We start from the raw sequence: 21,832 nt of genomic DNA, 5'->3' as shown, positions 1-21,832 counted from the left end.
TCGCCGATGAACCGGAATCCCTCCAGATTCAATAAATTCGTGAACCGCTCTAGATGGTCAGAATGACGCTTCCCGTCGTGAACCTGCTGGCCACTTCAACGCCAGGATGGATCAATCCGCCGCCCCTACGAACTGCAGCACCACCTCACGGTGGTGCGGACGGGTGCGATGCTCGATCAGATAAATCCCCTGCCAGGTGCCGAGCGCGAGTTCACCGGACAGCACCGGCACATGCAGCGAGGTCGCGGTCAGCATGGTGCGCACATGCGCCGGCATGTCGTCGGGTCCTTCCGTATCGTGCGTCCACTTGAAATCCTGAGGCGCCAGACGATCGAGCGTTGTCATGAGATCGGCCAGCACGGCGGGATCGGCGTTTTCCTGGATGGTGAGCGACGCTGAGGTGTGGCGGATGAACAGCGTCAACGCACCTTCCCGGGCGCCGATCTCGCTCAGGAATTTGCCGACCTCGCGGGTGATGTCGATGAAGCCGGCACCGGATGTCTGCACCGTCAGCAGCGACGACATCACGGTCCCGACACGAACTGAAGACGGCGCGCTGCGCGTGATGGATCTGGCAGATGTCATGAAGTCCACCTCTTGGCCAATTACACCTTGACTGATGAACCAAAACGCCGAGTTGGCGTTCCCACTTCAACCAAAATCGACAAGGGAAAACGCCGTGAAGCCTAAAACATCAAGAGACATTCCGGGGCCGGGGCCACGCAAGGACAAAGAGCGCACGCAGGAGAAAGCTGTCATCAAAGACGCCGACAAGACCGATCAGACCTCTCGCGACACCATCCATGGCGACGGCGACGACATCGAGCTCGACCGCAAATAAGCGCCCTGCGTTAATCGTCGGAGCCGATCACATCTGCGCGGTGAATCTCGTTGCCCTCCTCGTTACGGACGGAAATGACGAAGTGCTTGCCGCGGAGCTCAGGCCTGACCTTGTAGATATCGCCTGCGAGCTTGTCCGCGACCTCCGCGGCCAGCAATTGATCCCGCAACACCTGCCCGGAAGTGTCGGGCACAGTCGTGCCGTCGACCAGATCGAAATAAAATCTCGGCATCAAGCGCTCCTCTCTGGGCGAATCATACCAATCAATTACGTGAGCACGGCCATTCGCAGCGAAACCGCCTGCGTTCAGATTTTTCCGCTTGAATCGCGCTGGATGCGGCCGGCCATCTCGACAAGGCGTCGCCACGCATTTTCGACAAAGGTCATCACCCGATCGACGTCGCGTTCGCTGGGCAGCGGAATCTCGATCTTTCTCTCGCCATCCGCAATCCCCGGCTTCCCGGGCTTCAGCGAATCCTGCTTCGGGAGCGCTTCATCGGTCTTGCCGGCGACGGCTGGACCACGCTGCGCAAGCTCCGCCTTCAGTCTGTCGTTGTCCTTCTGCAGCCGCCCTATCTCGGTATCGAGCGCGGCACGTTCATCCGGCAAGACATAGCAGGCCCAGCCGGATCCCTTATCCGTGCATGTCGAAACCGTGCCGGTGCGGGTATCCAGGCGAATGACGCCTTCGGCGATCGGCGACAGCGCATAACGGCCATTCTCGATGTCCGGGAGGGTCTGCGCAGATGCACTGACGATCCCGGCCATCAGAACCGCGCCGACCCGCGCGGCATACCGCATGGGCTGTCCGGGGGAGGCAAAACGCACCACAGCATTCTTCATGAAGATGCTCCGCGTTGCGAGTTCGCGGCGATAGCCGCTCGTACTCTCAAATGTGCTCAGATCTGAGATTTGAAAGGCGCCCGCTTCGCTTTCAACGCATCAGCCAGCAATTCGAGCCGGTCCTGGCCCCAAAATACTTCGCCATTGAGCACATAGGCGGGCGAGCCGAACACGTCGGACGCAATCGCGTCCTGACGGTTCTGTTCGTATTTGGCGGCCACATCGCTCGACCCCGCGCGGTCCACCAGTTTCGCGCCCGGCAGTCCCGAATCATCTGCCAATTTGGTCAGCACTGCAGCATCGCCGAGATTGAGCTGATCTTCCCAGACCGCAGGAAATGCCCGGCGCAGGAACGGGTCGGGATCGTACCCGGCTTCGAGCGCCGCAATCACCAGACCATCGGCGAGTCGGCCATCGAATGGCCAGTTCTTCGGCTGCAGATGAAAATCGAGACCGCGCTTGTCGCGCCAGCGCTGCAATTCAAGCATCCGGTAGCGCTGCCGCACCGGATGACGCTTGCCGAGCGGCAGGCCGCCGGTTTCCGAGAACAACTCGCCGAGAAAGACTGGCTTGTGATTCACCTTGAGATCGTAAGTACTTACGAGATCGCGAAAGGGCGCGTGGCCGATATAGGCCCAGGGCGATGGCAGCGAAAAATAGTAGTCGATCTCTTGAGACATTCCGGGCTCCGGCAGAGGCGTTTTCAAACTCTGCGGCACTCCAACAGAGCGCCCTGCGCCGTGCAAGATAGATCACCTCGAAAGTCATTCTTGCGCTGCGGCGATCCCGCGCAGCGGGATTCGAATTTCGCCAATAAAATCAAGTGAATCAAAGGACTAACAGGCGATCAGCGAATCTTGACTTGGCAAGATGCGCTAAGTATGGTCCGCCCGGCTTTGAAGGGTGACGGGGCGTTATTTCCAGCATTTGCAGCGTTATTTCGAGTGTCGCAAGCATGACAAACGGCACACGGGACGATGACAGTGGACGCGGACGTGATGGCAAATCGTCTCCCGATGAGGCTGCGCTTTCCGCAAGGCTCGGAAGTCTGAATCAGCGTCTGTCCAAACTTCAGGATGAGCGCAAACTCCAGACTGACCAATCCGAAACTGGAAGCGGAAACGCGCAGTCCAGGGCATCGGCCATGGCGGTGGGTCTCCGTCTTTCTTCGGAACTGGTCGCGGGCGTCGTCGTCGGAACGATTCTGGGCTGGGGCTTCGATCGTTTGCTGTCGACATCGCCGTGGGGGCTGATCGTTTTCATGCTGCTTGGCTTCGTCGCCGGCGTGATGAACGTGATGCGCTCGGCTGGCGTCGGGAAAAAAGCGGAATAAGAAATTCGCGCCCAAGACCTCTGCGTCCTTGGCGCAGTATTTGAGTGCCGGCTGTCCGGCAAGGAAACGCCGGACATTCCGGCCGAATTGAAAGACCGACGTGGATGGCCGATCCGATCCATCAATTTGAGATCCACAAGATCTTCACCCTGGGCCATATCGGCAATCAGGAAATCGCCTTCACCAACTCGTCGGCCTATATGTTCGGCGCCGTCGCCGTCGTGTCGCTGCTGATGCTGGGTGGCAGTGCCGGTCGCGCGCTGATCCCGAGCCGTTTCCAGTCGGTCGCCGAGCTGTCCTTCGAATTCGTGTCGGATACGGTGCGCAGTAGCATCGGCGAAGAGGGCATGAAGTTCTTCCCGTTCGTGTTCTCGCTGTTCATGTTCATCCTCACGGCAAACATGATCGGCATCATTCCCTATACATTCACCGTCACCAGCCATCTGATCGTCGCCGTTGCGCTGGCATTGATGGTGTTCCTGACCGTGCTGCTCTACGGCCTCTACAAGAACGGTCTCGGCTTCTTCAAGCTGTTCGTGCCCCACGGCATTCCGATTTACATCCTGCCGCTGGTCACGGTGATCGAGGTGATCTCGTTCCTGTCCCGCCCGGTGTCGCATTCGGTTCGTCTGTTCGCCAACATGCTGGCCGGCCACATCACGCTGAAGGTTTTCGCCGGCTTCGTGACATCGCTCAGCGCGCTCGGTGCCGTGGGTGTTTTCGGTTCGGTGCTGCCGCTGGCCATGACCACGGCGCTAACCGCGCTGGAAATACTGGTCGCCTTCCTGCAGGCCTACGTGTTCACGATCCTGACCTGCATCTATCTCAACGACGCGCTTCATCCGGGCCACTAACCATCGCTTCTTAGTGTCCTGGCGGAATTCACCCTCAACCGTCTAAATCCCTATCCCAAGAAGGAGTTTTACTATGGATCCCATCGCAGCGAAGTACATCGGCGCCGGCATTGCTTGTCTCGGCATGGGTGGCGCTGGCATCGGCGTCGGCATGATCTTCAGCCAGTTCCTCAACGGTGCGCTCCGCAATCCGTCGGCTTCCCAGGGCCAGTTCGCTAACCTGATCTTCGGCTTCGCCGTGACTGAAGCGCTCGGCATCTTCTCGCTGCTGATCGCGCTGCTGCTGCTGTTCGCCGTCTAAGCTGAAAACAGATCCGGTTGCCGCTCCATCGAGGGCGTGCTTCCGATCGATAAGGAGACTGCTGTGGCTGAAGGTCAGGGCAAATCCAAGGGCGCCGATCACGGAACTGCCGCGCACACCGCGGCAGATGGTGGTCACAAGGCGTCGTTTCCGCCGTTCGAGAGCAGCACCTTCGCTTCACAGCTGGTGTCGTTCGCGATCGCGTTCGGCTTGCTCTATCTGATCGTGTCGCGTCTGGCGCTGCCCCGCGTCGGCGGCGTGCTTGCTGCGCGTCAGCAGGTTCTCGATACGGACCTGAACGAAGCCGCCAAGCTCAAGGCCGATTCCGACGCCGCATTGAAGGCTTACGAAACCGAACTCGCCAATGCCCGCGCCAAGGCGCAGTCGATGGCGACCGAAGTTCGTGAGAAGCTCAATACGGAACAGGAAGCAGCCAAGGCGAAGCTCGAAGAGAGCCTTGCCACCAAGCTTGCGGCAGCGGAGCAGACCATCGCCGCCACCCGCGCAACGGCGATGGGCAATGTGCGCAGCATCGCTGCGGACACGGCCTCGGCGATCGTCGAACGCCTGACGGGCATGAACCCGGATGCAGGCGCCGTCAACGCCGCGCTCGACGCGTCGCTGAAAGGATAAACGATGTTCGGACTTCAAGCTGAATTCTGGGTCGCCGTCGCTTTCGTCCTGTTGATGGCCGTGTTCGGCTGGTTCGGCATTCACCGCACCATCCTGAAGGCCCTCGACAACCGCAGCGTCCGCATCAAGCACGAACTCGACGACGCCCGTCGTCTGCGTGATGAAGCTGCTGCGCTGCTCGCCGACTACAAGAAGCGTCATGCAGCGGCCGAGCGCGAAGCTCAGGACATCATCACCTCCGCCAAGGAAGAGGCCGAGCGCATTGCCGCCGAAGCCAAGACCAAGATGGAAGATTTTGTCGCTCGCCGCACCAAGAGCGCAGAAGGCAAGATCGCACTGGCGGAAGCCCAGGCTATCGCAGACGTTCGCGCAGCCGCAGCCGATGCCGCAGTGAATGCCGCAGCCTCGGTGCTGTCGCAGTCGGTGAAGGGCTCGGTGGCCGACGACCTGATTGCCAAGGGTATCGGCGAGGTTCGCTCCAAGCTGAACTAAGCGAAGCACTTCAAACTGAAAAAGCCGGCGCGAGATGATCGCGTCGGCTTTTTTGTTGGCTACGAGCCCTAGCGCTTCTTGCGCGCCCGTGGCTCCGGCTTCAGGGCCTGCGGATCGAAGCCGATATAGAAGATGTAGGAGTCGCCTGCAGTGCCTGTCGGCGCGGGATAGACGAGATCCTCGCCGACCAGGCTGAACGGCACGCTGGTCTCGCTACCGATCTGCACATTGGTCTGGAATACCTTGGTGGCAATGGTCTTCGGCGTTACGCCTTCCTGCACCACGGCGACACGCAGCGGTACATCCACCGCTGCCGGCGCACCCGCCGGCCCGACGATGACGCGGCCCTGGATGCCGATCTTGACCGAGATCTGACCAGCATTGAGATCGCAGGAGCGCGCCGTCCGGGTGATGGTGGCCTGGAAAGCCAGATCGTTGCCGACCGCGGGCTTGCCCGCAGCACCGACCGCATAGGTCGACGCGCCCGGCCGGATGCTGACGCTCGGACAGGTCAGGTCGTTCTCGTCGGTCTGCGGCGACTGCGGCGCGCCGACCTCGGTGGACTTGCCCGAAAACAACTGGGTGAAGCGATCGGTCATCGACGGACTGCCGCCGCCGCTGCTTGGCGAACCACCGCCGAACATGCTGCCCCCACCGCAGCCGGCCAGTGAAAGGCTAGCCGCAGTGATCACCAGCATGCTGCGGAGCGCGCCGGTGCGGCCGCTGATCGGCATCAAACGAATGTTGCGCATTATGAAGATATCCCCGGAAATTCAGTCGTTTGCGCTGCCCCGCCCCAGGCCTGCGCAGGGCCTTATAACAGCGCAATGGCGGCGAACCCAAGGCACTTAAACGAGGCGCTTGGGACAGGACCGATGCGCGCACTGCGCCACATCCAGACATCGCGCTGCAGCAAGACTACCCGCGGAAGTCCTCATGCAGCATGCCGTAGAGCAGGTGATCCTGCCAGATGCCATTGATGCAGAGATAACGCCGCGCCAGTCCCTCGCGCGTGAAGCCGCATTTCTCCAGCACCCGCACCGACGGCAGATTGGTGGGAATACAGGCCGCCTCGATGCGATGCAGGTTCAATTCGCCGAACAAGGTCGGGAGCAGCACCCGCAGCGCCGCCGTCATCACGCCCTGCCCGCTATAGGGCTGGCCGACCCAGTAACCGATGGTGCCGGCCTGGACGATGCCCCGACGCACATTGGCCAGCGTCACGCCACCCAGCAGCGTGCCGTCGGATTCGCGAAACACCAGGAACGGATAGGCGCGGTCGGCGGACGCATCGTCGGCATAGCGGCGCAGCCGGCGGCGGAAGCCGGAGCGCGTCAGGTCGTCGGACGGCCAGATCGGCTCCCACGGCGTGAGATAGCCACGGCTCTGCTCACGCAGATCGGCCCATTGCGGAAAATCGCTCATCACGGGCGCGCGCAATGCGACGCCGTAGCCGCGCGGCGCCAACGCCGCCGGCATGCTCGATGGCAAACGAAACAGGGCCATAGGTCGCTCCCTGATACCTCGGACCTGGCCTGCCTAGTGGAGCAGGCTCTTGTCCTTGGTGCGGGTCAATCCTTCCGCAAAAGCCACCGCCGTGTCCAGCCCCCGGCCGCTGCCAAGCGCCGCCACGGCCGGGCGGCTACGCGTCAGCAAACCACGGGCGACATCGCGGGTGGATTCCACGCTGACATCGTCGATGCGCTGGACGAGCTCTTCCACGGTGAGCGGACGGCCATAGGCCAGCATATGCCGCGCCAGCTGTTCGGCGCGCGAACTGCAGCTCTCCAGCGCCATCAGCAGGCCGGCCTTCATCTGCGCCTTGGCGCGCGCGATCTCGGCGTCGGTCAGTGTCTCCACCGACTCGTTGATGACATCGACAATGACTTCCATCATCTCAGGCGCATCGGCGGGATCGGTGCCGGTATAGAGCCCGAAGAAGCCGGTGTCGGTATAGGGCGCGTGGAAGGTGTAGATCGAATAGCAGAGACCGCGCTTCTCACGCACTTCCTGGAACAGACGCGAGGACATGCCGCCGCCGAGAATGTTGGTGAAGACCTGCAGGCTGAACAGCGACAGGTCCGATTGCGGCAGGCCTTCCAGCGCCAGCGTCAGATGCGCCTGTTCAAGATCGCGATTGACCACGCGCGAACCGCCCTTGCCGAACATCGCCGGCTGCGGCTTCGGTGCGGCGGTGCCTTCGAAGCTGGAAAAGCGATCGGCGGCTTCATGCACGACCTGGCGATGATTCACCGCGCCAGCCGCGGCCACCACCATGTCCGGCCCGCGATAATGCGTGGACAGATAGTTCTGCAGCATGTCGCGGTCGAACCCCTTCAGCGTCTTGGCGGTGCCCAGAAGCGAACGGCCCATCGGCTGGTCGGGATAGCAGAGCTCATTGAGATGTTCGAACACGACGTCATCGGGCGTGTCCTGCGCCGCTCCGATCTCCTGCACGATCACGCTCTTCTCGCGCTCCAGCTCGTCCGGCACGAAAGTGGGATTGGCGAGAATGTCGGAGAGCACATCGAGTGCGAGCGGCACATCGGCCTTCATCACGCGGGCGTAATAGGCCGTGGTTTCGGTCGAGGTCGCGGCATTGAGATCGCCGCCGACCGCCTCGATCTCCTCGACGATTTCGCGGGACGAGCGCTTCTTGGTGCCTTTAAAGGCCATATGTTCAAGCAGATGCGAGATGCCGTGCTCGTTGGACTTCTCATCGCGACCGCCGACGCCGGTCCAGACGCCGAGTGCTGCGGTTTCCAGATGCGGCATGGTATCGGTGATGACTGTCAGGCCCGAAGGCAGCTTGGTAACTTCGACGGTCATCAGGACACTCCTTGCTTCGCAGCGCGGCTGACCGACAGCACGAACTGCTCAATATCGCTCTGGTCATTCTTCATGACCTTAATATGCTCGGGCTTCGTCATCAGCCCTTCCAGATAGGCCGGCAATGCCGGCCGCACGCCGCAGGCGGCTTCCACCGCGTCGGGGAATTTCGCTGCATGTGCCGTCGACAGTACGACATTGGGCACGTGCATCTCGGTGGTGTCGCGGTCGGCCACAGCCAGCGCCACGGCAGTATGCGGATCGATCAGGTCGCCAGTCTCGCGCCACGCCGCGCGAATCGCCGCAGAGGTCTCATCTTCATCGGCGCGGCCGGATTCGAAATCGGCCCGGATCGCGGTCAGCACCTTCTCCGGCAGCACGAAACGGCCGGACTGCTTCAGCGAGTCCATCAGGCCGCGCACCAGCACCGCATCGCGGCCGGAGGCTTCGAACAGCAGACGTTCGAAATTCGACGACACCTGAATGTCCATCGAGGGGGACGACGAGGCGTGAACTTCGCGCACCTCATAGATGCCGGTCTTGAGCGTGCGATCGAGGATGTCGTTGACATTGGCGGCGACGCGCAGCTTGCGCACCGGTAGACCCATGCGCTTGGCCACGTAGCCCGCAAAGATGTCGCCGAAATTGCCGGTAGGCACGGTGAAATCCACCGATCGCGTCGGCGCACCGACAGCGACGGCCGAGGTGAAGTAGTAAACCACCTGCGCGACGATGCGCGCCCAGTTGATCGAGTTGACGCCCGAGAGCGAGACGGCATCGCGGAAGCTGTGATGATTGAACAGACCTTTCACGATCGCCTGGCAATCGTCGAAATGGCCTTCGACGGCGAGCGCATGGACGTTCGACGCGCCGGTCGTGGTCATCATGCGGCGCTGGACATCTGAAATGCGGCCGTTCGGAAACAGCACCACAAGATCGACATTGTCGCGGCCGGCAAAGGCATCGACGGCGGCGCCGCCGGTGTCGCCGGAGGTCGCGACGACGATGGTGGTGCGCTGGTTGCGCTTGGCCAGAACATGATCCATCAGCCGCGCGATCAGCTGCATGGCGACGTCCTTGAACGCCAGCGTCGGGCCGTGAAACAGCTCGAGGACGAACTGGTTCGGCGCGGTCTGGTCGAGCGGCACCACGGCGGGATGACGGAAGGTGGCATAGGCCTCATTGGCCATGCGGCCGAGATCCTCGTCGGAAATCTCGCCGGCCACGAATGGCCGGAGCACCTCGACGGCGACTTCCCAATAGGGCCGGCCGAACAGCGACGCGATGGTCTCGGCCGAGAGCTGTGGCCAGACCTCGGGAATGTAGAGACCGCCGTCGCGGGCAAGCCCGGTCAGCATGACATCGCAAAAGCCGAGGGTCGGGGCCTCTCCCCGCGTCGAGATATAGGTCGTCAAGGCGTCCTCCAAAGGCGCGGAAACCGCCAAGCCTTTGATAATAATGGGGTTAAAACTTCACGCCGCGTGAAATCCGAGGGCACCATAATGGGTTTCGCCGGGCGAGGAAACCAACAATGGCCGGGGTTCAGGCCCGCTGCTGGCCCCGGATCCAGACCCCGAAAGCAATCACCACGGCGGCCGCGAGGCCAAACCAGGTGATGGCATATTGCATGTGGTCGTCCTTGAGATGAATTTCGAGCGGGCCGGGTTTTGGAATGGCGTTGGCCGGCACGGGCGCTTCCAGATCCACATAGAACGGCGCGACAGGGCCCCAGCCGAGCGCCTGCGCCATGGCGCGCTGGTCACGATTGAACCAGAGGCGCTTGTTGACGTCGTCATGGGGCGTCAGCGTGCCCGCGGTTTCGGGAAAGCGCAGATAGCCGGTCATGACCACCGGCGCACCGGTGATGAGCTTCTGCACGGCGCTGTCCTGCTGGGCGCGGTCCTGCATCGTATTCTGCACGAAGCCGGCATTGATCACGACCGTCTCGCCGGTCGGCAGTTGCGCCGGCAGAAACGCCCAGGTCACAGGGCCCGGCACATCCGGCCGCACGCCGGAGCCGGAGCTGTAGACCATGCCATCGGGGACCGGCCTGTAGACCGCCGAAAAACTGACGCGGCGGAATTCATCCTTGGCCGGGGTCAGCGCCCCCCATCTGGATGGCAATGGCAGCGCACCGGGCGCGCTCGCAAGGCGCTCGGTGAGTGCCGCAATCAGTGCATGTTTCTCGGTGCGGCGCTGCAACTGCCAGAATCCGAGGCTGAGAAGCACACCAACGATGAGGAGCGTGACGATGCCGAGCCCGGTGATACTGCGCCGGCGCGCTGCAACTGTGTTCATTTCGGCATGCGATCGATCAACTGGCCTTCCGAGGCCTTGTGGTGAAATTGCAGGGCGATCAACAGCGACTTCATGGAGCGCAATGGCAGCAGCGTGGTTATCAGGATCAGCGGCAGCCATAGGGCGGCGTGCAGCCAGAACGGCGGCTGGTACTTCACTTCGACAACGAGCGCCGCACCGACAACGATGGCCCCTGCGATCATGATGACGAAGATCGCCGGACCATCCCCGGTGTCGATGAAGGCGTAGTCCAGTTCGCAACGCTCGCAGCGCGGCGCCAGATTGATGAAGCCCGCATAGAGCTTGCCCTCGCCGCAGCGCGGGCATTTGCAGGTCAGGCCGCGAACGATGGTCTGGCCAAGCGTGACGGGGGCAGCGAGTTGATCGGGCATCGAGTCAATTTCTTTCACAGCCGCAGAGGCCAACGAAAAAGGGCGGCCCTGCGGCCGCCCTCTTGTAGCACCCGAATGCGGTCAGTGCGCGGCCGCGCCGGCGACAACGCCGCCATAGCCCCAGACATAGATCGTGACGAACAGGAACAGCCAGACCACGTCCACGAAGTGCCAGTACCAGGCGGCGAATTCGAAGCCGAGATGCTGCTTCGGCGTGAAGTGACCAGCATAGACGCGGAACAGGCAGACCAGCAGGAAGATGGTGCCCACCAGCACGTGGAAACCGTGGAAGCCGGTCGCCATGAAGAAGGTCGCGCCGTAGATGTTGCCCTTGAAGCCGAAAGCGGCGTGGGCGTATTCGAACGCCTGCACGCAGGAGAAGGCGGCACCGAGCAGCACCGTGAGGATCAGCGCATATTTCACGGCCTTGCGGTCGCCTTCCAGCAGCGCGTGATGCGCCCAGGTGACGGTCGTGCCTGAAGTTAGCAGAATCAGCGTGTTGAGCAGCGGCAGATGCCAGGGATCGAAGGTCTGGATGCCCTTCGGCGGCCAGACGCCACCGAACAGTGCCTCGCGGGTGGCATGGACGGGATCGCCGGGGAACAGCGACGAATTGAAATAGGCCCAGAACCAGGCGACGAAGAACATCACTTCCGAGGCGATGAACAGGATCATGCCGTAACGGTGGCTGATCTGCACCACACGGGTGTGATCGCCCTTGTACTGGGCTTCACGGACCACGTCGGTCCACCAGCTTGCGAATACGTAGAGCACGCCGATGGTGCCGACACCGAACACGATGGGCGCCGCGGCATACATGTGATGCATCCAGCTGACCGCGCCAACCGCCATGATGAAGGCGAACAGCGAGCCTACCGCCGGCCACGGCGAGGGATCGACGAGGTGATAGTCGTGGTGCTTTGCTTGCGCCGTAGCCATTGCGGTTCTCTCCGTCAGCTGCGCCGGTTGAAGCCGGTGCGAGTTCTCTCAATTTTATAACGCGGAACGCTCCAGGATTTCTCCTGAAGGGTACCCTTTATCTCAGAGGTTACCCTTGCGCTTGTCGGTCTCCGTCGCCGCCAGAGGCTTCGGCGCCGGATCGCGCAGGGGGTAGAACGTGTAGGACAGTGTAATCGACTTCAGGCCGTCATTCTCGTTATCCGCGGCCAGCGCCGGATCGACATAGAATACGACAGGCATTTCGCGCTTCTCACCAGGCGCCAGGGTCTGTTCGGTGAAGCAGAAGCAATTGATCTTCTGGAAATACGCACCGACCGTGAGCGGCGCCACGTTATAGGCAGCCTGTGCGGAGGTGGTGCGGGCCGACTGGTTGGTGACGGTGTAGAATACGGTCACCACCTCGCCGATCTTGACTTCGATCTCGCTCTGCTCCGGAACGAACTTCCACGGCAGGCCGCCCGACACATTGGCATCGAAGCGCACGGCGATCTTGCGCGCTATCGGGCCACTCGTGGGCGCCGAACTGGCCACCATCGTGGTGCCGTTGAAGCCGGTGGCGCGGCAGAACCAGTTATAGAGCGGCACGGCGGCGTAGGACGCGCCGACCATGAAGGCGACTAACAGACCGCATGCCGCAGCCACAGTCGCATCGCGGCCCAGACCGCGGCGCGCATTCTTATCGCTGCGCGGGCTGCTCACTTCGACTGGCTGGATCTGCGGCTGATCGGTCATGTCACTCAGCTTTTGTCATTACATGGGCCGGATGAGAACGGCCGGCCCCTTGACCATGGTGACGGCGAAGAACAGCACGACGAGAATGCCGAGCGCCCAGGCGATGGCCAGCGAGCGTTCGCGCCGGCTCTTCTTCTGTGCCTCGGTGAGGACGATGCCGTCCGGCTGTTCAGGCTTGTGCTCATTGTCCATCGGATCATGCGCCCCTCTACCAGACCAGCGGGAGGATGGCCTTCACGACCACCTCGAGCAGCAGAATGGCAAACAGTGCGAACAGATAGACGATCGAGAAAGCGAACAACTTGCGCGTCGCGCGATTGGCAGGTGTGCCTTCGCGCAGACGATAGACCTCGACAGCGAGATACATCATGCCGGCGCCGAGGATCAGCGAAGCCACGCCGTAGATGGCGGAGAAATAGCCAAGCGGCCACGGAGCCACCGCGGTCGCGACGAGCACGACGGTGTAGAGCAGGATCTGCAGCCGGGTCGCATCGGGACCGGCGACCACCGGCAGCATCGGCACGCCGGCGCGGGCGTAATCGTCGTTGCGGAACAGCGCGAGCGCCCAGAAATGCGGCGGGGTCCAGAAGAAGATGATCAGGAACAGCAGGATCGGTTCCATCGAGAGCGTTCCCGACGCCGCAGCCCAGGCGACGACCGGCGGCAGCGCGCCGGCTGCACCGCCGATGACGATGTTCTGCGCGGTCCTGCGCTTCAGGCCGATGGTATAGATCACGACATAGAAGAATATGGTGAAAGCGAGCAGCGCACCGGCAAGCCAGTTGACGAGGATGCCGAGCGTCATCACCGAGAAGAAAGCCAGCACCAGACCGAAGGTCAGCGCTTCCGGACGGGTAACGCGGCCGCGCGGGATCGGGCGATTGGCGGTACGCGACATCAGCGCGTCGATATCGCTTTCATACCACATGTTCAGCGCGCCCGAGGCGCCGCCGCCAACAGCGATACAGAGGATCGAGGTGATCGCCAGCACGGGGTGATGATCGCCCGGCGCCAGGAAGTAACCGACCATGGCCGTGAACACGACCAGCGACATCACCCGCGGCTTGAGCAGCGCGATGTAGTCCGCAACACCCGCTTCGGAGATGCGGGGGGCGGACATGTCGATGGCGTGGTGGTCGAGAACGGACAAGATCAATCTCACTTTGTTACGCGCACTCCGCCGAAACCAGACTGGCCGCGGCGGAGGCATTCAGAGGCGCGGCGCCCGAAGGCGCCACGGATAGTTCTTACTTGATGCGCGGCAGCACTTCGAACTGATGGAAGGGCGGCGGCGAAGTCAGGGTCCATTCCAGCGTGGTCGCACCGGCACCCCACGGGTTGTTCGCGGCCTTTTCCTTGCGGACGAAAGCTTCGATCACACCGTAGATGAAGATCAGCACGGCAAAGCCGGAGATGTAGGAGCCGATCGACGAGACCAGGTTCCAGCCGGCAAAGGCATCCGGATAATCGACGTAGCGGCGCGGCATGCCCGACAGGCCCAGGAAGTGCTGCGGGAAGAACACCAGGTTCACGCCGACGAAGGTGACCCAGAAATGCGCCTTGGCGATGGTTTCCGAATACATGTAGCCGAACATCTTCGGGAACCAGTAGTACCAGCCGGCGAAGATGGCGAACACGGCGCCGAGCGACAGCACGTAGTGGAAGTGCGCGACGACGTAGTAGGTGTCCTGCAGCACGCGATCGACGCCGGCATTGGCCAGCACGACGCCGGTGACGCCGCCGAGGGTGAACAGGAAGATGAAGCCCACGGCCCACAGCATCGGCGCCTTGAACTCGATGGAACCACCCCACATCGTGGCGATCCAGGAGAAGATCTTCACGCCGGTCGGCACCGCGATGACCATGGTTGCGGCGACGAAGTAGGCCTGCGTCGCCGACGACATGCCGACGGTGTACATGTGGTGCGCCCAGACGACGAAGCCGATGCCGCCGATGGCGACCATGGCGTAGGCCATGCCGAGATAGCCGAACACCGGCTTCTTCGAGAAGGTCGAGATGATCTGCGAGATCATGCCGAAGCCTGGCAGGATCAGGATGTACACTTCGGGGTGACCGAAGAACCAGAACAGATGCTGGAACAGGACCGGATCACCGCCGCCGTCTGCGGCGAAGAAGGTGGTGCCGAAGTTACGATCCGTCAGCAGCATGGTGATGGCGCCTGCCAGAACCGGCAGCGACAGCAGCAGCAGGAACACGGTGACGAGGATCGACCACACGAACAGCGGCATCTTGTGCAGGGTCATCCCCGGCGCGCGCATGTTGAAGATGGTGGTGATGAAGTTGATGGCACCGAGGATTGACGACGCACCGGCGATGTGGAGTGCCAGGATCGCGAAGTCGACCGCAGGACCTGGATGGCCCGATGTCGACAGCGGCGCATACATGGTCCAGCCGGCACCTACACCGTTGGCACCCGGCTCGCCTTCCACGAAGGTGGAGATGATGAGCAGCGCAAAGGCGGCAGGCAGCAGCCAGAACGACACGTTGTTCATGCGCGGGAACGCCATGTCCGGCGCGCCGATCATCAGCGGCACCATCCAGTTGCCGAAACCGCCGATCATCGCGGGCATCACCATGAAGAAGATCATGATCAGGCCATGCGAGGTGACGAAGACGTTGTAGGTGTGGCTTTCGTGGAAGATCTGGACGCCCGGATACATCAACTCGATGCGGATCAGGATCGACATGATGCCGCCGATGACGCCCGCCACGATCGCGAAGATAAGGTACATCGTGCCGATGTCCTTATGGTTCGTCGAATAGACGTAGCGCCGCCACCCCGTCGGATGCGCATGATCGTCGTGGGCGTGATCGTCGTGAGCCGGTGTTGCCGCGGTCGTTGCCATTTTCAAATCCTGCTTTGTCTTCTTCTGGCAGTCTTTCGGACCTTGCGGTCCCCTCGCCCTAATTTCTTACAGTGCGTGCGGAGCCTCGCGGCTCCGTCACCCGCTTACTGCGCCACAGCAGTTCCGGCCGAAGCGTAGGAATTTGCCGGATTGGACGCGAACTTCTTCTTCGCGGTCTCGACCCATGCGGTGAATTCCTGATCGCTGACGACGCGGATCGCGATCGGCATGAACGCGTGATCCTTGCCGCACAGTTCCGAGCACTGGCCGTAGAACATGCCGGTCTTGGTGGCCTTGAACCAGGTCTCGTTCAGACGGCCCGGAACGGCGTCGATCTTGATGCCGAAGGACGGGATCGCGAAGGAATGGATGACGTCGGCGGCGGTCGTCTGCACGCGAACGACCTTGTTCACGGGAACGACGACTTCGTTATCGACGGCGAGCAGACGCGGCTGCTTGTCCGCGGCCATCAGCGAGTCGAATTCGAAGGGGCCGTTGTCCGGATAGGTATAGGTCCAGAACCACTGCTTGCCGGTCGCCTTGATGGTCAGGTCGGCTTTGGGAATGTCGAGCTCCAGAAACAGCAGGCGGAACGACGGCACAGCCACTGCGACCAGGATCAAAACCGGAATGATCGTCCACGCCACTTCAATCAGCGTGTTGTGGGTGGTCTTGGAGGCGACCGGGTTGGCCCTGGAGTTGAACTTCATCACCACGATGACGAGAAGCACAAGCACGAACAGTGTGATGGCGGTAATCAGCCAGAGCAGGAAATTATGAAACCAGGTGATGTTCTCCATCACCGGCGTGGCGGCTTCCTGCAGCTTGTATTCCCACGGCGCGGGCTGGCCCATCACCTCTGCGAATGCAGCACCGCCAAAAGCGAGCCCGGCCCCAACAACTGCTAACCCCAGCAACCGGCGGCCAATCTGGCCCCTCGACATCCTCATGCCGCTCGCGCTCCCATAATTTACTGTCGCATTTCGGCGTGTCGCCGAATTATGCCGCCCGATCCACTCCCTAACAATTTGCCAAAACGCCCAAGCTGTTGGCTTGGAGGCAGTTGTTAGAATGCGTCGAAATCTAGCCTCTCAAACCATAATTCGCGTCTTGTCGCAATGCAGGAGTGGCGCATCCCGTAATGCATTCGGAGGTATTGAACGAAGGTCGCAATTGCTGCATGAAATCAGGCACAAACAGGCGCGCGGCGGGTGAACGGCGCTTGACAGCGGAATTGTCCGTTGTACGCACAGATCAGGCGATCGGCAGGATGCTGATTCGTGCCCGCGCGTGTCTTCTTGGCTCCGTGGATGCCTTCAAGGCGCCGTCATTGCCGTATCATTCCGTGGTCTGGAAAATCCTCCGGACAGACAGCGTCAGGCGTGCTGCCCTGGACTACGACCACCACATCACCGCCTAAGGAATCGACCCGGATGGGGCACTCGAAGTTGCAGCATAAACCGACCCTGAACCGCCCGAGCCGCGGGATCGCAGGCTGGCGCCGGCTGGCACTCGGTTGTCTGGCCCTGGCAGCGATCGCTGCGGTCCCGAATACCGCCAGCGCCCAGGGCGCGGTGCGCTCGGTTCATGGCGACTGGCAGATCCGCTGCGACACCCCGCCCGGCGCCCAGGCCGAACAATGTGCCCTGATCCAGAGCGTGGTGGCGGAAGACCGCTCCAATGCCGGCCTGACCGTGATCGTACTGAAGACCGCCGACCAGAAGAGCAAGCTGATGCGCGTGGTGGCGCCGCTCGGCGTGCTGCTGCCGTCCGGCCTCGGCCTCAAGCTCGACAATCAGGATGTCGGCCGCGCCGGCTTCGTGCGCTGCCTGCCCAATGGCTGCGTTGCCGAAGTCGTGATGGACGACAAGCTGCTCGCCCAATTGCGCACCGCCAAGACTGCCACTTTCATCATCTTTGAGACCCCCGAAGAAGGCATCGGCTTCCCGCTCAGCCTCAACGGCATCGGCGAGGGTTACGACAAGCTGCCCTGATCGGCAGCATTGCATCCTACTCTCCCGGCACCAGTTCAGGCGCACCGCGATCGCGACGGTTTGGTCGCGATGCCGCGCGCAACTTCCGGCGCGAGAAATACAGGATGAAGCCCGTCACGGTGAACAGCGGCATCAAGGCCGCGGCCAGCAAAAACACGATGCGACCGGGCAGGCCCAGGAACGCACCTGTGTGGATGTGCAGCACTGCGGCCAGAACGCGCTCACCGAATGTCTTGTCGTTGTAGAGTTCCGCCGACACCATGCGGCCGGATACGCCATCGATGCGGAAATCGTCGCGCGCTTCGTCGAATGACGCGTCCTTTGCCACCGAGCGGATACGCACGACACTGCCCGGTCCATTCGGCACCTGCATGATCGCTATCGCATAGCGGCTGCCCTGCTCGGCCAGAAACGTCGACCAGACCTTGTCGAGTGACGGAGCCGCAGGCGCATCAGCGGCAGGTGCCTTGGCGCCCCCCTTTGCTCCACGCATTGCCGGCGCACTCGCAGCGGGCTTGCTCGACAGCAGCCAGGTGGCACTGGCCTTGTACCAGTCGAACGACCACCAAAGGCCGGTGAGGATGGTCACCAGATAGACCGGCAGCAACCAGGTGCCGACGACGCTGTGCAGCGACCAGTGAAACGGACGCCCTCGCATCGCCAGCTTCGGCTCCAGCCAAGTCTTGATACCGTGCTTGAGGCTGCGGATTCGGCGCGGCCAGCGCAGCACCATCCCGGAGATCAGCAGCACGAACAGGCCAAGCACGGCGATGCCGGTGATCAGACGGCCATAGCCATTGCCGTTGCCGGGCAGCAGCAGAAAGCGGTGCAGGTTGCGCAGCGTTGCGAAGAAGCCCTCTCCCTGCATCGCCGACACGACGCGGCCGTCAGAAGGATCGACATAGACCGACGAGCGCTCCCCAGTCTCGCTGCGGGCAAAGCGCATACGTACCGCCACACCCGGTTCGCTCGAAAAAACGATGAGACCAACCTTGCCCGCCCCAGGCACCGCCTGAACCCGCGACACCAGCTCATCCGGTCCGAGCACCGGCGCCGGTCGCGGATCGACTTTCGCCGCATCGCGATTGAGCGCCGCAACGATCTCGTCCTCGAAGCTCAGCATGGCGCCGGTCAGACCGATCAGGCCCAGGATCAGCGAGATCGCCAGGCCGATGATGGAATGGACTTGCAGGAATGCGGATTTGGTTCGTGAGGCCATGAAAAGCGATAACCGCCAGAAGAGATCGTTCCTGCAATGAATACCGTTCATGCAGGATGGTGCTCGGAGGGTCTACCGCACCGCAGCCTGAGGCGCATCGGAGTGCAGTTTGTAATAGCTCCAAGGTAACCGCGTCATGGCTGGCCCGGTTGCCCCCCAGAGGATCTCGCCCCGGCGATGCGCGGGCCTCCCCTTTTGTCAGAACAGCACCTATCTTGTGTTCCAATCGCCTGTTTCGCCGCAGGTTACGCCATTGTAAGGCGACCCATGCCCGGGTTGTCGCTACAAATTGAAATCGGTCCCGCGCCTGGCGCCGGGGCTGCGCTGCTGACATTGGAGCCTGCATGACGAGCCCAGCCACCACCTCCCTGATCGACCGCGCCAATCTGGACCGCGACGAAGTTCGCCGCGAGCTCATGCGGGGGCTACAGGGAGCTGACGATGGCGAGCTGTTTCTCGAATACAGCCAGTCCGAGGCGCTTGGTTTCGACAATGGCCGGCTGAAGCAGGCGACTTATGACACAGCCCAGGGTTTTGGCCTCCGCGCCGTCAAGGACGACGCAGTCGGCTACGCGCATTCCTCCGACGTTTCGATACCGGCGCTGATCCGTGCGGCAGATGCGGTCAATGCGGTCCGTGGCGGCTATGCCGGCACCTTCGCCGCGGCGCCTTCGCACACCAATGTGCGGCTCTATGGTGACGACAATCCGCTGGATGCGCCGGGTTTCGAGGCCAAGGTCAAGCTGCTGGCCGAAATCGACGCCTATGTGCGCGACAAGGATCCGCGCGTGCGGCAGGTCTCGGTGTCGCTCGGCGCCACCTGGCAGGTGGTCGAGATCCTGCGTCCGGATGGCGAGAGCTATCGCGACATTCGTCCGCTGGTGCGCGTGAACATCTCCGTCGTCGCCGGTCAGGGTGATCGGCAGGAAAGCGGCTCCAAGGGCTATGGCGGCCGCGAAGGCTATGCGCGCTTCATCGAGAGCGGATCGTGGCGCACGGCAGCCGATGGCGCCCTGCGCGAGGCGCTGGTGAATCTTGAATCGATTCCTGCGCCCGCTGGCGAAATGGATGTGGTGCTCGGCCCCGGCTGGCCCGGCGTGATGCTGCATGAAGCCGTCGGCCACGGGCTCGAAGGCGACTTCAACCGCAAACAGACCTCGGCCTTTGCCGGCCTGATGGGTCAGCAGGTTGCCGCCAAAGGCGTCACCGTCGTCGATGATGGCACCATTTCGTCGCGCCGCGGCTCGCTGTCCATCGACGATGAAGGCACGCCGACCAATCGCACCACGCTGATCGAGGACGGCATCCTCGTCGGCTACATGCAGGACCGCCAGAACGCTCGCCTGATGGGCATGAAGCCGACCGGCAACGGCCGCCGTCAGGGCTATGCCCATGTGCCGATGCCGCGCATGACCAACACCTACATGCTTGCCGGCCAGCGCGATCCCGCCGAAATCCTCGCCTCCGTGAAGAACGGTATCTACGCCGTGAACTTCGGCGGCGGCCAGGTCGACATAACCTCCGGCAAATACGTGTTTCAGTGCACCGAGGCCTACAGAATCGAGAACGGCAAGATCGGCGCGCCGCTGAAGGGCGCGATGATGATCGGCAACGGTCCGACCGACCTGCACCGCATCAGCATGATCGGCAACGATCTCGCGCTCGATGATGGTATCGGCACTTGCGGCAAGCACGGCCAGGGCGTGCCGGTCGGTGTCGGCCAGCCGACGCTGCGCATGGACAGAGTGACCATCGGAGGAACGGGCCAGTGACCACTGATACCGAAACCACAACGGTCGCATCGACGGCAAAGCGCTGGTCCGGCCAACTGGCACAGATCGCCGCCATCGTCGGCATCGTGTTCGTCGCCAAGGGCGCGCTGGCCGAGCCGTTTTATGTGCCGTCAGCCTCGATGGAGCCGACGCTGCTGATCGGCGATGCGCTGCTGGCGACGAAATTTCCCTACGGCTATTCGACCGCTTCGCTGCCGATCCATGTCTCCCTTCCCGAGACCGGCCGCGTCTTCGCGTCCACACCGAAGCGCGGCGATGTCGTGGTATTTCGCTGGCCCGGCGATCGCTCCCAGGTCTGGGTCAAGCGCGTCATCGGCCTGCCCGGCGACCGCGTCGAGTTGCGCGGCGGCCAGGTCTGGCTCAACGGCGTCGCGACGACGATCAAGGCCGATGGCATTGGCGCAGCCGAAGACGACGCCGGCGGCTCCGAGCCGGCGCATCGCTATGTAGAGACGCTGCCCGGCGGCGTGGCGCATCCGATCTTCAAGCTGCGTGACAATGGCCGCCTCGACAACACGGCAGAAGTCGTCGTTCCCGCCGACCATCTGTTCGTGATGGGCGACAATCGCGACAACTCCGCCGACAGCCGCGTGCCGGTAAGCCAGGGCGGTGTCGGCCTGCTCCCGATGGATAATCTCGTCGGCCGCGTCGATGCCATCGTCGGCTCATGGGATCTCGGCGTGCGCAGCCAGCCGGTTACCAACTGGCTATCGGGTTTCCGCATGGCGCGGTTCTTTACGGGCGTGCACTGAACGCGACACGGCAGCCTCGACCGTGCGGGCGGCTGATTTCATCTCCGCCGTGCTGCGAAATCCGGTCAACGCAGCGCTGCTCGGCGAGATTGGTCGACTCGCGCTTCCTGACTGCTGGATTGTCGCCGGCTGCCTGACGCAGACGGCGTGGAATGTTCAGACCGGCCGCGCGGTCGACTACGGCATCCACGATTACGACGTGTTCTACTTCGATCCTGATCTATCCTGGGAAGCCGAAGATCGCGTCATTGATGCCTGTCGCGCATTTTCGGATCACCTCGGCAGCCGGATCGAGATTCGCAATCAGGCCCGTGTCCATCTCTGGTATCCGCAAAAGCACGGCAAGCCGTATCCGTCTCTGTCGCGCGCAACCGACGGCATCGACAGATTTCTCACGCGTTGCACGCAGGTCGGGCTTAGCAGCGACGGGGAACGGATCTACGCGCCTGCCGGACTCGATGATATCGGGGAATTGGTCGTCCGCCCGAACCCCACACCAAATTTCTCGGCCGAGGCCTATCGGACCAAGTCTGCGCGCTGGCAAGCGCTCTGGCCGGAACTGAAAATCATGACTGTCGACGGGGGCGAGTAAACCGGCGCGAGAGCTGTCACTGCTCCGATCGCGATCGACAGCGCGCATTTGCGCACCCAAACGCAAAACGCCGCCTCCCGGGAGGGAAGCGGCGTTTTGTGTTGAGA

The 21,832-nt window shown here is 62.4% G+C and carries 27 protein-coding genes; 10 read left to right on the top strand and 17 right to left on the bottom strand.

The genetic code is table 11. The features are described from left to right. Nucleotides 1-111 precede the first annotated feature (111 nt). Complete coding sequence (locus tag ACEK02_RS01305; RefSeq protein ID WP_371420008.1) at nt 112-585, bottom strand: secondary thiamine-phosphate synthase enzyme YjbQ; 474 nt, start codon at nt 583-585, stop codon at nt 112-114. A gap of 34 nt (nt 586-619) precedes the next feature. On the opposite strand from ACEK02_RS01305, the gene ACEK02_RS01300 reads away from it, so the two are divergent. Continuing rightward, nucleotides 620-841: a hypothetical protein gene (locus tag ACEK02_RS01300; RefSeq protein WP_371420007.1), complete on the top strand. Its 222-nt coding sequence runs from the start codon at nt 620-622 to the stop codon at nt 839-841. A 10-nt stretch (nt 842-851) separates the two neighbouring features. Here ACEK02_RS01300 and ACEK02_RS01295 read toward each other — a convergent pair whose 3' ends face one another. From ACEK02_RS01295 to ACEK02_RS01285, 3 genes are all read right to left on the bottom strand, one after another. Next, nucleotides 852-1,073: a hypothetical protein gene (locus ACEK02_RS01295; protein ID WP_371420006.1), complete on the bottom strand. Its 222-nt coding sequence runs from the start codon at nt 1,071-1,073 to the stop codon at nt 852-854. Nucleotides 1,074-1,147: 74 nt separating this feature from the next. Then, nucleotides 1,148-1,684 carry a hypothetical protein gene (locus ACEK02_RS01290; protein ID WP_371420005.1) on the bottom strand — a complete coding sequence of 179 codons (537 nt, stop codon included), beginning with the start codon at nt 1,682-1,684 and terminating at the stop codon, nt 1,148-1,150. Between the two features lie 56 nt (nt 1,685-1,740). Beyond that, on the bottom strand, nt 1,741-2,364 hold the full coding sequence (locus tag ACEK02_RS01285; RefSeq protein WP_371420004.1) for a 2-hydroxychromene-2-carboxylate isomerase: 624 nt from the start codon (nt 2,362-2,364) through the stop codon (nt 1,741-1,743). Nucleotides 2,365-2,639: 275 nt separating this feature from the next. Here ACEK02_RS01285 and ACEK02_RS01280 point away from each other — a divergent pair, with 275 nt between their 5' ends. From ACEK02_RS01280 to ACEK02_RS01260, 5 genes are all read left to right on the top strand, one after another. Continuing rightward, on the top strand, nt 2,640-3,017 hold the full coding sequence (locus ACEK02_RS01280) for an AtpZ/AtpI family protein (RefSeq protein ID WP_371420003.1): 378 nt from the start codon (nt 2,640-2,642) through the stop codon (nt 3,015-3,017). A 104-nt stretch (nt 3,018-3,121) separates the two neighbouring features. Beyond that, the gene (locus tag ACEK02_RS01275) at nt 3,122-3,871 is read left to right on the top strand and encodes a F0F1 ATP synthase subunit A (RefSeq protein WP_371420002.1); all 750 of its coding nucleotides are present in this window, start codon (nt 3,122-3,124) and stop codon (nt 3,869-3,871) included. Nucleotides 3,872-3,944: 73 nt separating this feature from the next. Further along, the gene (locus ACEK02_RS01270) at nt 3,945-4,172 is read left to right on the top strand and encodes a F0F1 ATP synthase subunit C (RefSeq protein ID WP_068732626.1); all 228 of its coding nucleotides are present in this window, start codon (nt 3,945-3,947) and stop codon (nt 4,170-4,172) included. A 63-nt stretch (nt 4,173-4,235) separates the two neighbouring features. Then, nucleotides 4,236-4,805, top strand: coding sequence for a F0F1 ATP synthase subunit B' (locus ACEK02_RS01265; protein ID WP_371420001.1), 570 nt, complete (start codon nt 4,236-4,238; stop codon nt 4,803-4,805). A gap of 3 nt (nt 4,806-4,808) precedes the next feature. Next, nucleotides 4,809-5,297 carry an ATP F0F1 synthase subunit B gene (locus ACEK02_RS01260; protein WP_371420000.1) on the top strand — a complete coding sequence of 163 codons (489 nt, stop codon included), beginning with the start codon at nt 4,809-4,811 and terminating at the stop codon, nt 5,295-5,297. Nucleotides 5,298-5,365: 68 nt separating this feature from the next. Here the strand turns inward: ACEK02_RS01260 and ACEK02_RS01255 are convergent, their stop codons facing one another. The 12 genes from ACEK02_RS01255 to coxB form a co-directional block, all read right to left on the bottom strand. Further along, nucleotides 5,366-6,049: a hypothetical protein gene (locus tag ACEK02_RS01255; RefSeq protein ID WP_371419999.1), complete on the bottom strand. Its 684-nt coding sequence runs from the start codon at nt 6,047-6,049 to the stop codon at nt 5,366-5,368. Nucleotides 6,050-6,215: 166 nt separating this feature from the next. After that, on the bottom strand, nt 6,216-6,803 hold the full coding sequence (locus ACEK02_RS01250; RefSeq protein ID WP_371419998.1) for a GNAT family N-acetyltransferase: 588 nt from the start codon (nt 6,801-6,803) through the stop codon (nt 6,216-6,218). Between the two features lie 33 nt (nt 6,804-6,836). Then, entirely contained in the window at nt 6,837-8,126 is a 1,290-nt protein-coding gene (locus tag ACEK02_RS01245; RefSeq protein WP_371419997.1) for a M16 family metallopeptidase, read from the bottom strand. After that, the gene (gene thrC, locus ACEK02_RS01240) at nt 8,126-9,541 is read right to left on the bottom strand and encodes a threonine synthase (RefSeq protein ID WP_371419996.1); all 1,416 of its coding nucleotides are present in this window, start codon (nt 9,539-9,541) and stop codon (nt 8,126-8,128) included. Before thrC ends, ACEK02_RS01245 begins: the two co-directional genes overlap by 1 nt. A 127-nt stretch (nt 9,542-9,668) precedes the next feature. Further along, nucleotides 9,669-10,424 carry an SURF1 family protein gene (locus ACEK02_RS01235; RefSeq protein WP_371419995.1) on the bottom strand — a complete coding sequence of 252 codons (756 nt, stop codon included), beginning with the start codon at nt 10,422-10,424 and terminating at the stop codon, nt 9,669-9,671. Further along, nucleotides 10,421-10,816 carry a DUF983 domain-containing protein gene (locus tag ACEK02_RS01230; RefSeq protein WP_371419994.1) on the bottom strand — a complete coding sequence of 132 codons (396 nt, stop codon included), beginning with the start codon at nt 10,814-10,816 and terminating at the stop codon, nt 10,421-10,423. Before ACEK02_RS01230 ends, ACEK02_RS01235 begins: the two co-directional genes overlap by 4 nt. An 81-nt stretch (nt 10,817-10,897) precedes the next feature. Continuing rightward, nucleotides 10,898-11,755 (bottom strand): cytochrome c oxidase subunit 3, encoded by an 858-nt coding sequence (locus ACEK02_RS01225; protein WP_371419993.1) that lies wholly within the window; start codon nt 11,753-11,755, stop codon nt 10,898-10,900. A gap of 102 nt (nt 11,756-11,857) precedes the next feature. Further along, nucleotides 11,858-12,508, bottom strand: coding sequence for a cytochrome c oxidase assembly protein (locus ACEK02_RS01220; RefSeq protein ID WP_371419992.1), 651 nt, complete (start codon nt 12,506-12,508; stop codon nt 11,858-11,860). A gap of 18 nt (nt 12,509-12,526) precedes the next feature. After that, on the bottom strand, nt 12,527-12,700 hold the full coding sequence (locus ACEK02_RS01215; protein ID WP_089266830.1) for a CoxF protein: 174 nt from the start codon (nt 12,698-12,700) through the stop codon (nt 12,527-12,529). 16 nt (nt 12,701-12,716) lie between these two features. Continuing rightward, the gene (locus ACEK02_RS01210; protein WP_371419991.1) at nt 12,717-13,658 is read right to left on the bottom strand and encodes a heme o synthase; all 942 of its coding nucleotides are present in this window, start codon (nt 13,656-13,658) and stop codon (nt 12,717-12,719) included. 97 nt (nt 13,659-13,755) lie between these two features. Then, complete coding sequence (gene ctaD, locus ACEK02_RS01205) at nt 13,756-15,375, bottom strand: cytochrome c oxidase subunit I (protein WP_371419990.1); 1,620 nt, start codon at nt 15,373-15,375, stop codon at nt 13,756-13,758. A 104-nt stretch (nt 15,376-15,479) separates the two neighbouring features. Further along, nucleotides 15,480-16,325 carry a cytochrome c oxidase subunit II gene (gene coxB, locus ACEK02_RS01200; protein WP_371419989.1) on the bottom strand — a complete coding sequence of 282 codons (846 nt, stop codon included), beginning with the start codon at nt 16,323-16,325 and terminating at the stop codon, nt 15,480-15,482. A 483-nt stretch (nt 16,326-16,808) separates the two neighbouring features. Here coxB and ACEK02_RS01195 point away from each other — a divergent pair, with 483 nt between their 5' ends. Continuing rightward, nucleotides 16,809-17,369 (top strand): invasion associated locus B family protein, encoded by a 561-nt coding sequence (locus tag ACEK02_RS01195; protein WP_371419988.1) that lies wholly within the window; start codon nt 16,809-16,811, stop codon nt 17,367-17,369. Between the two features lie 16 nt (nt 17,370-17,385). Here ACEK02_RS01195 and ACEK02_RS01190 read toward each other — a convergent pair whose 3' ends face one another. Continuing rightward, on the bottom strand, nt 17,386-18,588 hold the full coding sequence (locus ACEK02_RS01190; RefSeq protein ID WP_371419987.1) for a PepSY-associated TM helix domain-containing protein: 1,203 nt from the start codon (nt 18,586-18,588) through the stop codon (nt 17,386-17,388). A gap of 344 nt (nt 18,589-18,932) precedes the next feature. On the opposite strand from ACEK02_RS01190, the gene tldD reads away from it, so the two are divergent. Genes tldD through ACEK02_RS01175 form a run of 3 tightly spaced genes read left to right on the top strand, consistent with a single transcriptional unit; the run spans nt 18,933 to nt 21,725 of the window. Continuing rightward, nucleotides 18,933-20,360, top strand: coding sequence for a metalloprotease TldD (gene tldD, locus ACEK02_RS01185; protein WP_371419986.1), 1,428 nt, complete (start codon nt 18,933-18,935; stop codon nt 20,358-20,360). Next, nucleotides 20,357-21,133 carry a signal peptidase I gene (gene lepB / locus ACEK02_RS01180; RefSeq protein ID WP_371419985.1) on the top strand — a complete coding sequence of 259 codons (777 nt, stop codon included), beginning with the start codon at nt 20,357-20,359 and terminating at the stop codon, nt 21,131-21,133. The genes tldD and lepB overlap by 4 nt, the downstream gene beginning before the upstream one ends. A gap of 22 nt (nt 21,134-21,155) precedes the next feature. Next, complete coding sequence (locus ACEK02_RS01175) at nt 21,156-21,725, top strand: nucleotidyltransferase family protein (RefSeq protein WP_371419984.1); 570 nt, start codon at nt 21,156-21,158, stop codon at nt 21,723-21,725. The last annotated feature ends 107 nt before the right edge of the window (nt 21,726-21,832 follow it).

Origin of the sequence: Tardiphaga sp., from assembly GCF_041424195.1 — a bacterium.
In the GTDB taxonomy this organism is placed as follows: domain Bacteria; phylum Pseudomonadota; class Alphaproteobacteria; order Rhizobiales; family Xanthobacteraceae; genus Tardiphaga.
This window is presented reverse-complemented; position numbering and strand designations above follow the sequence as displayed.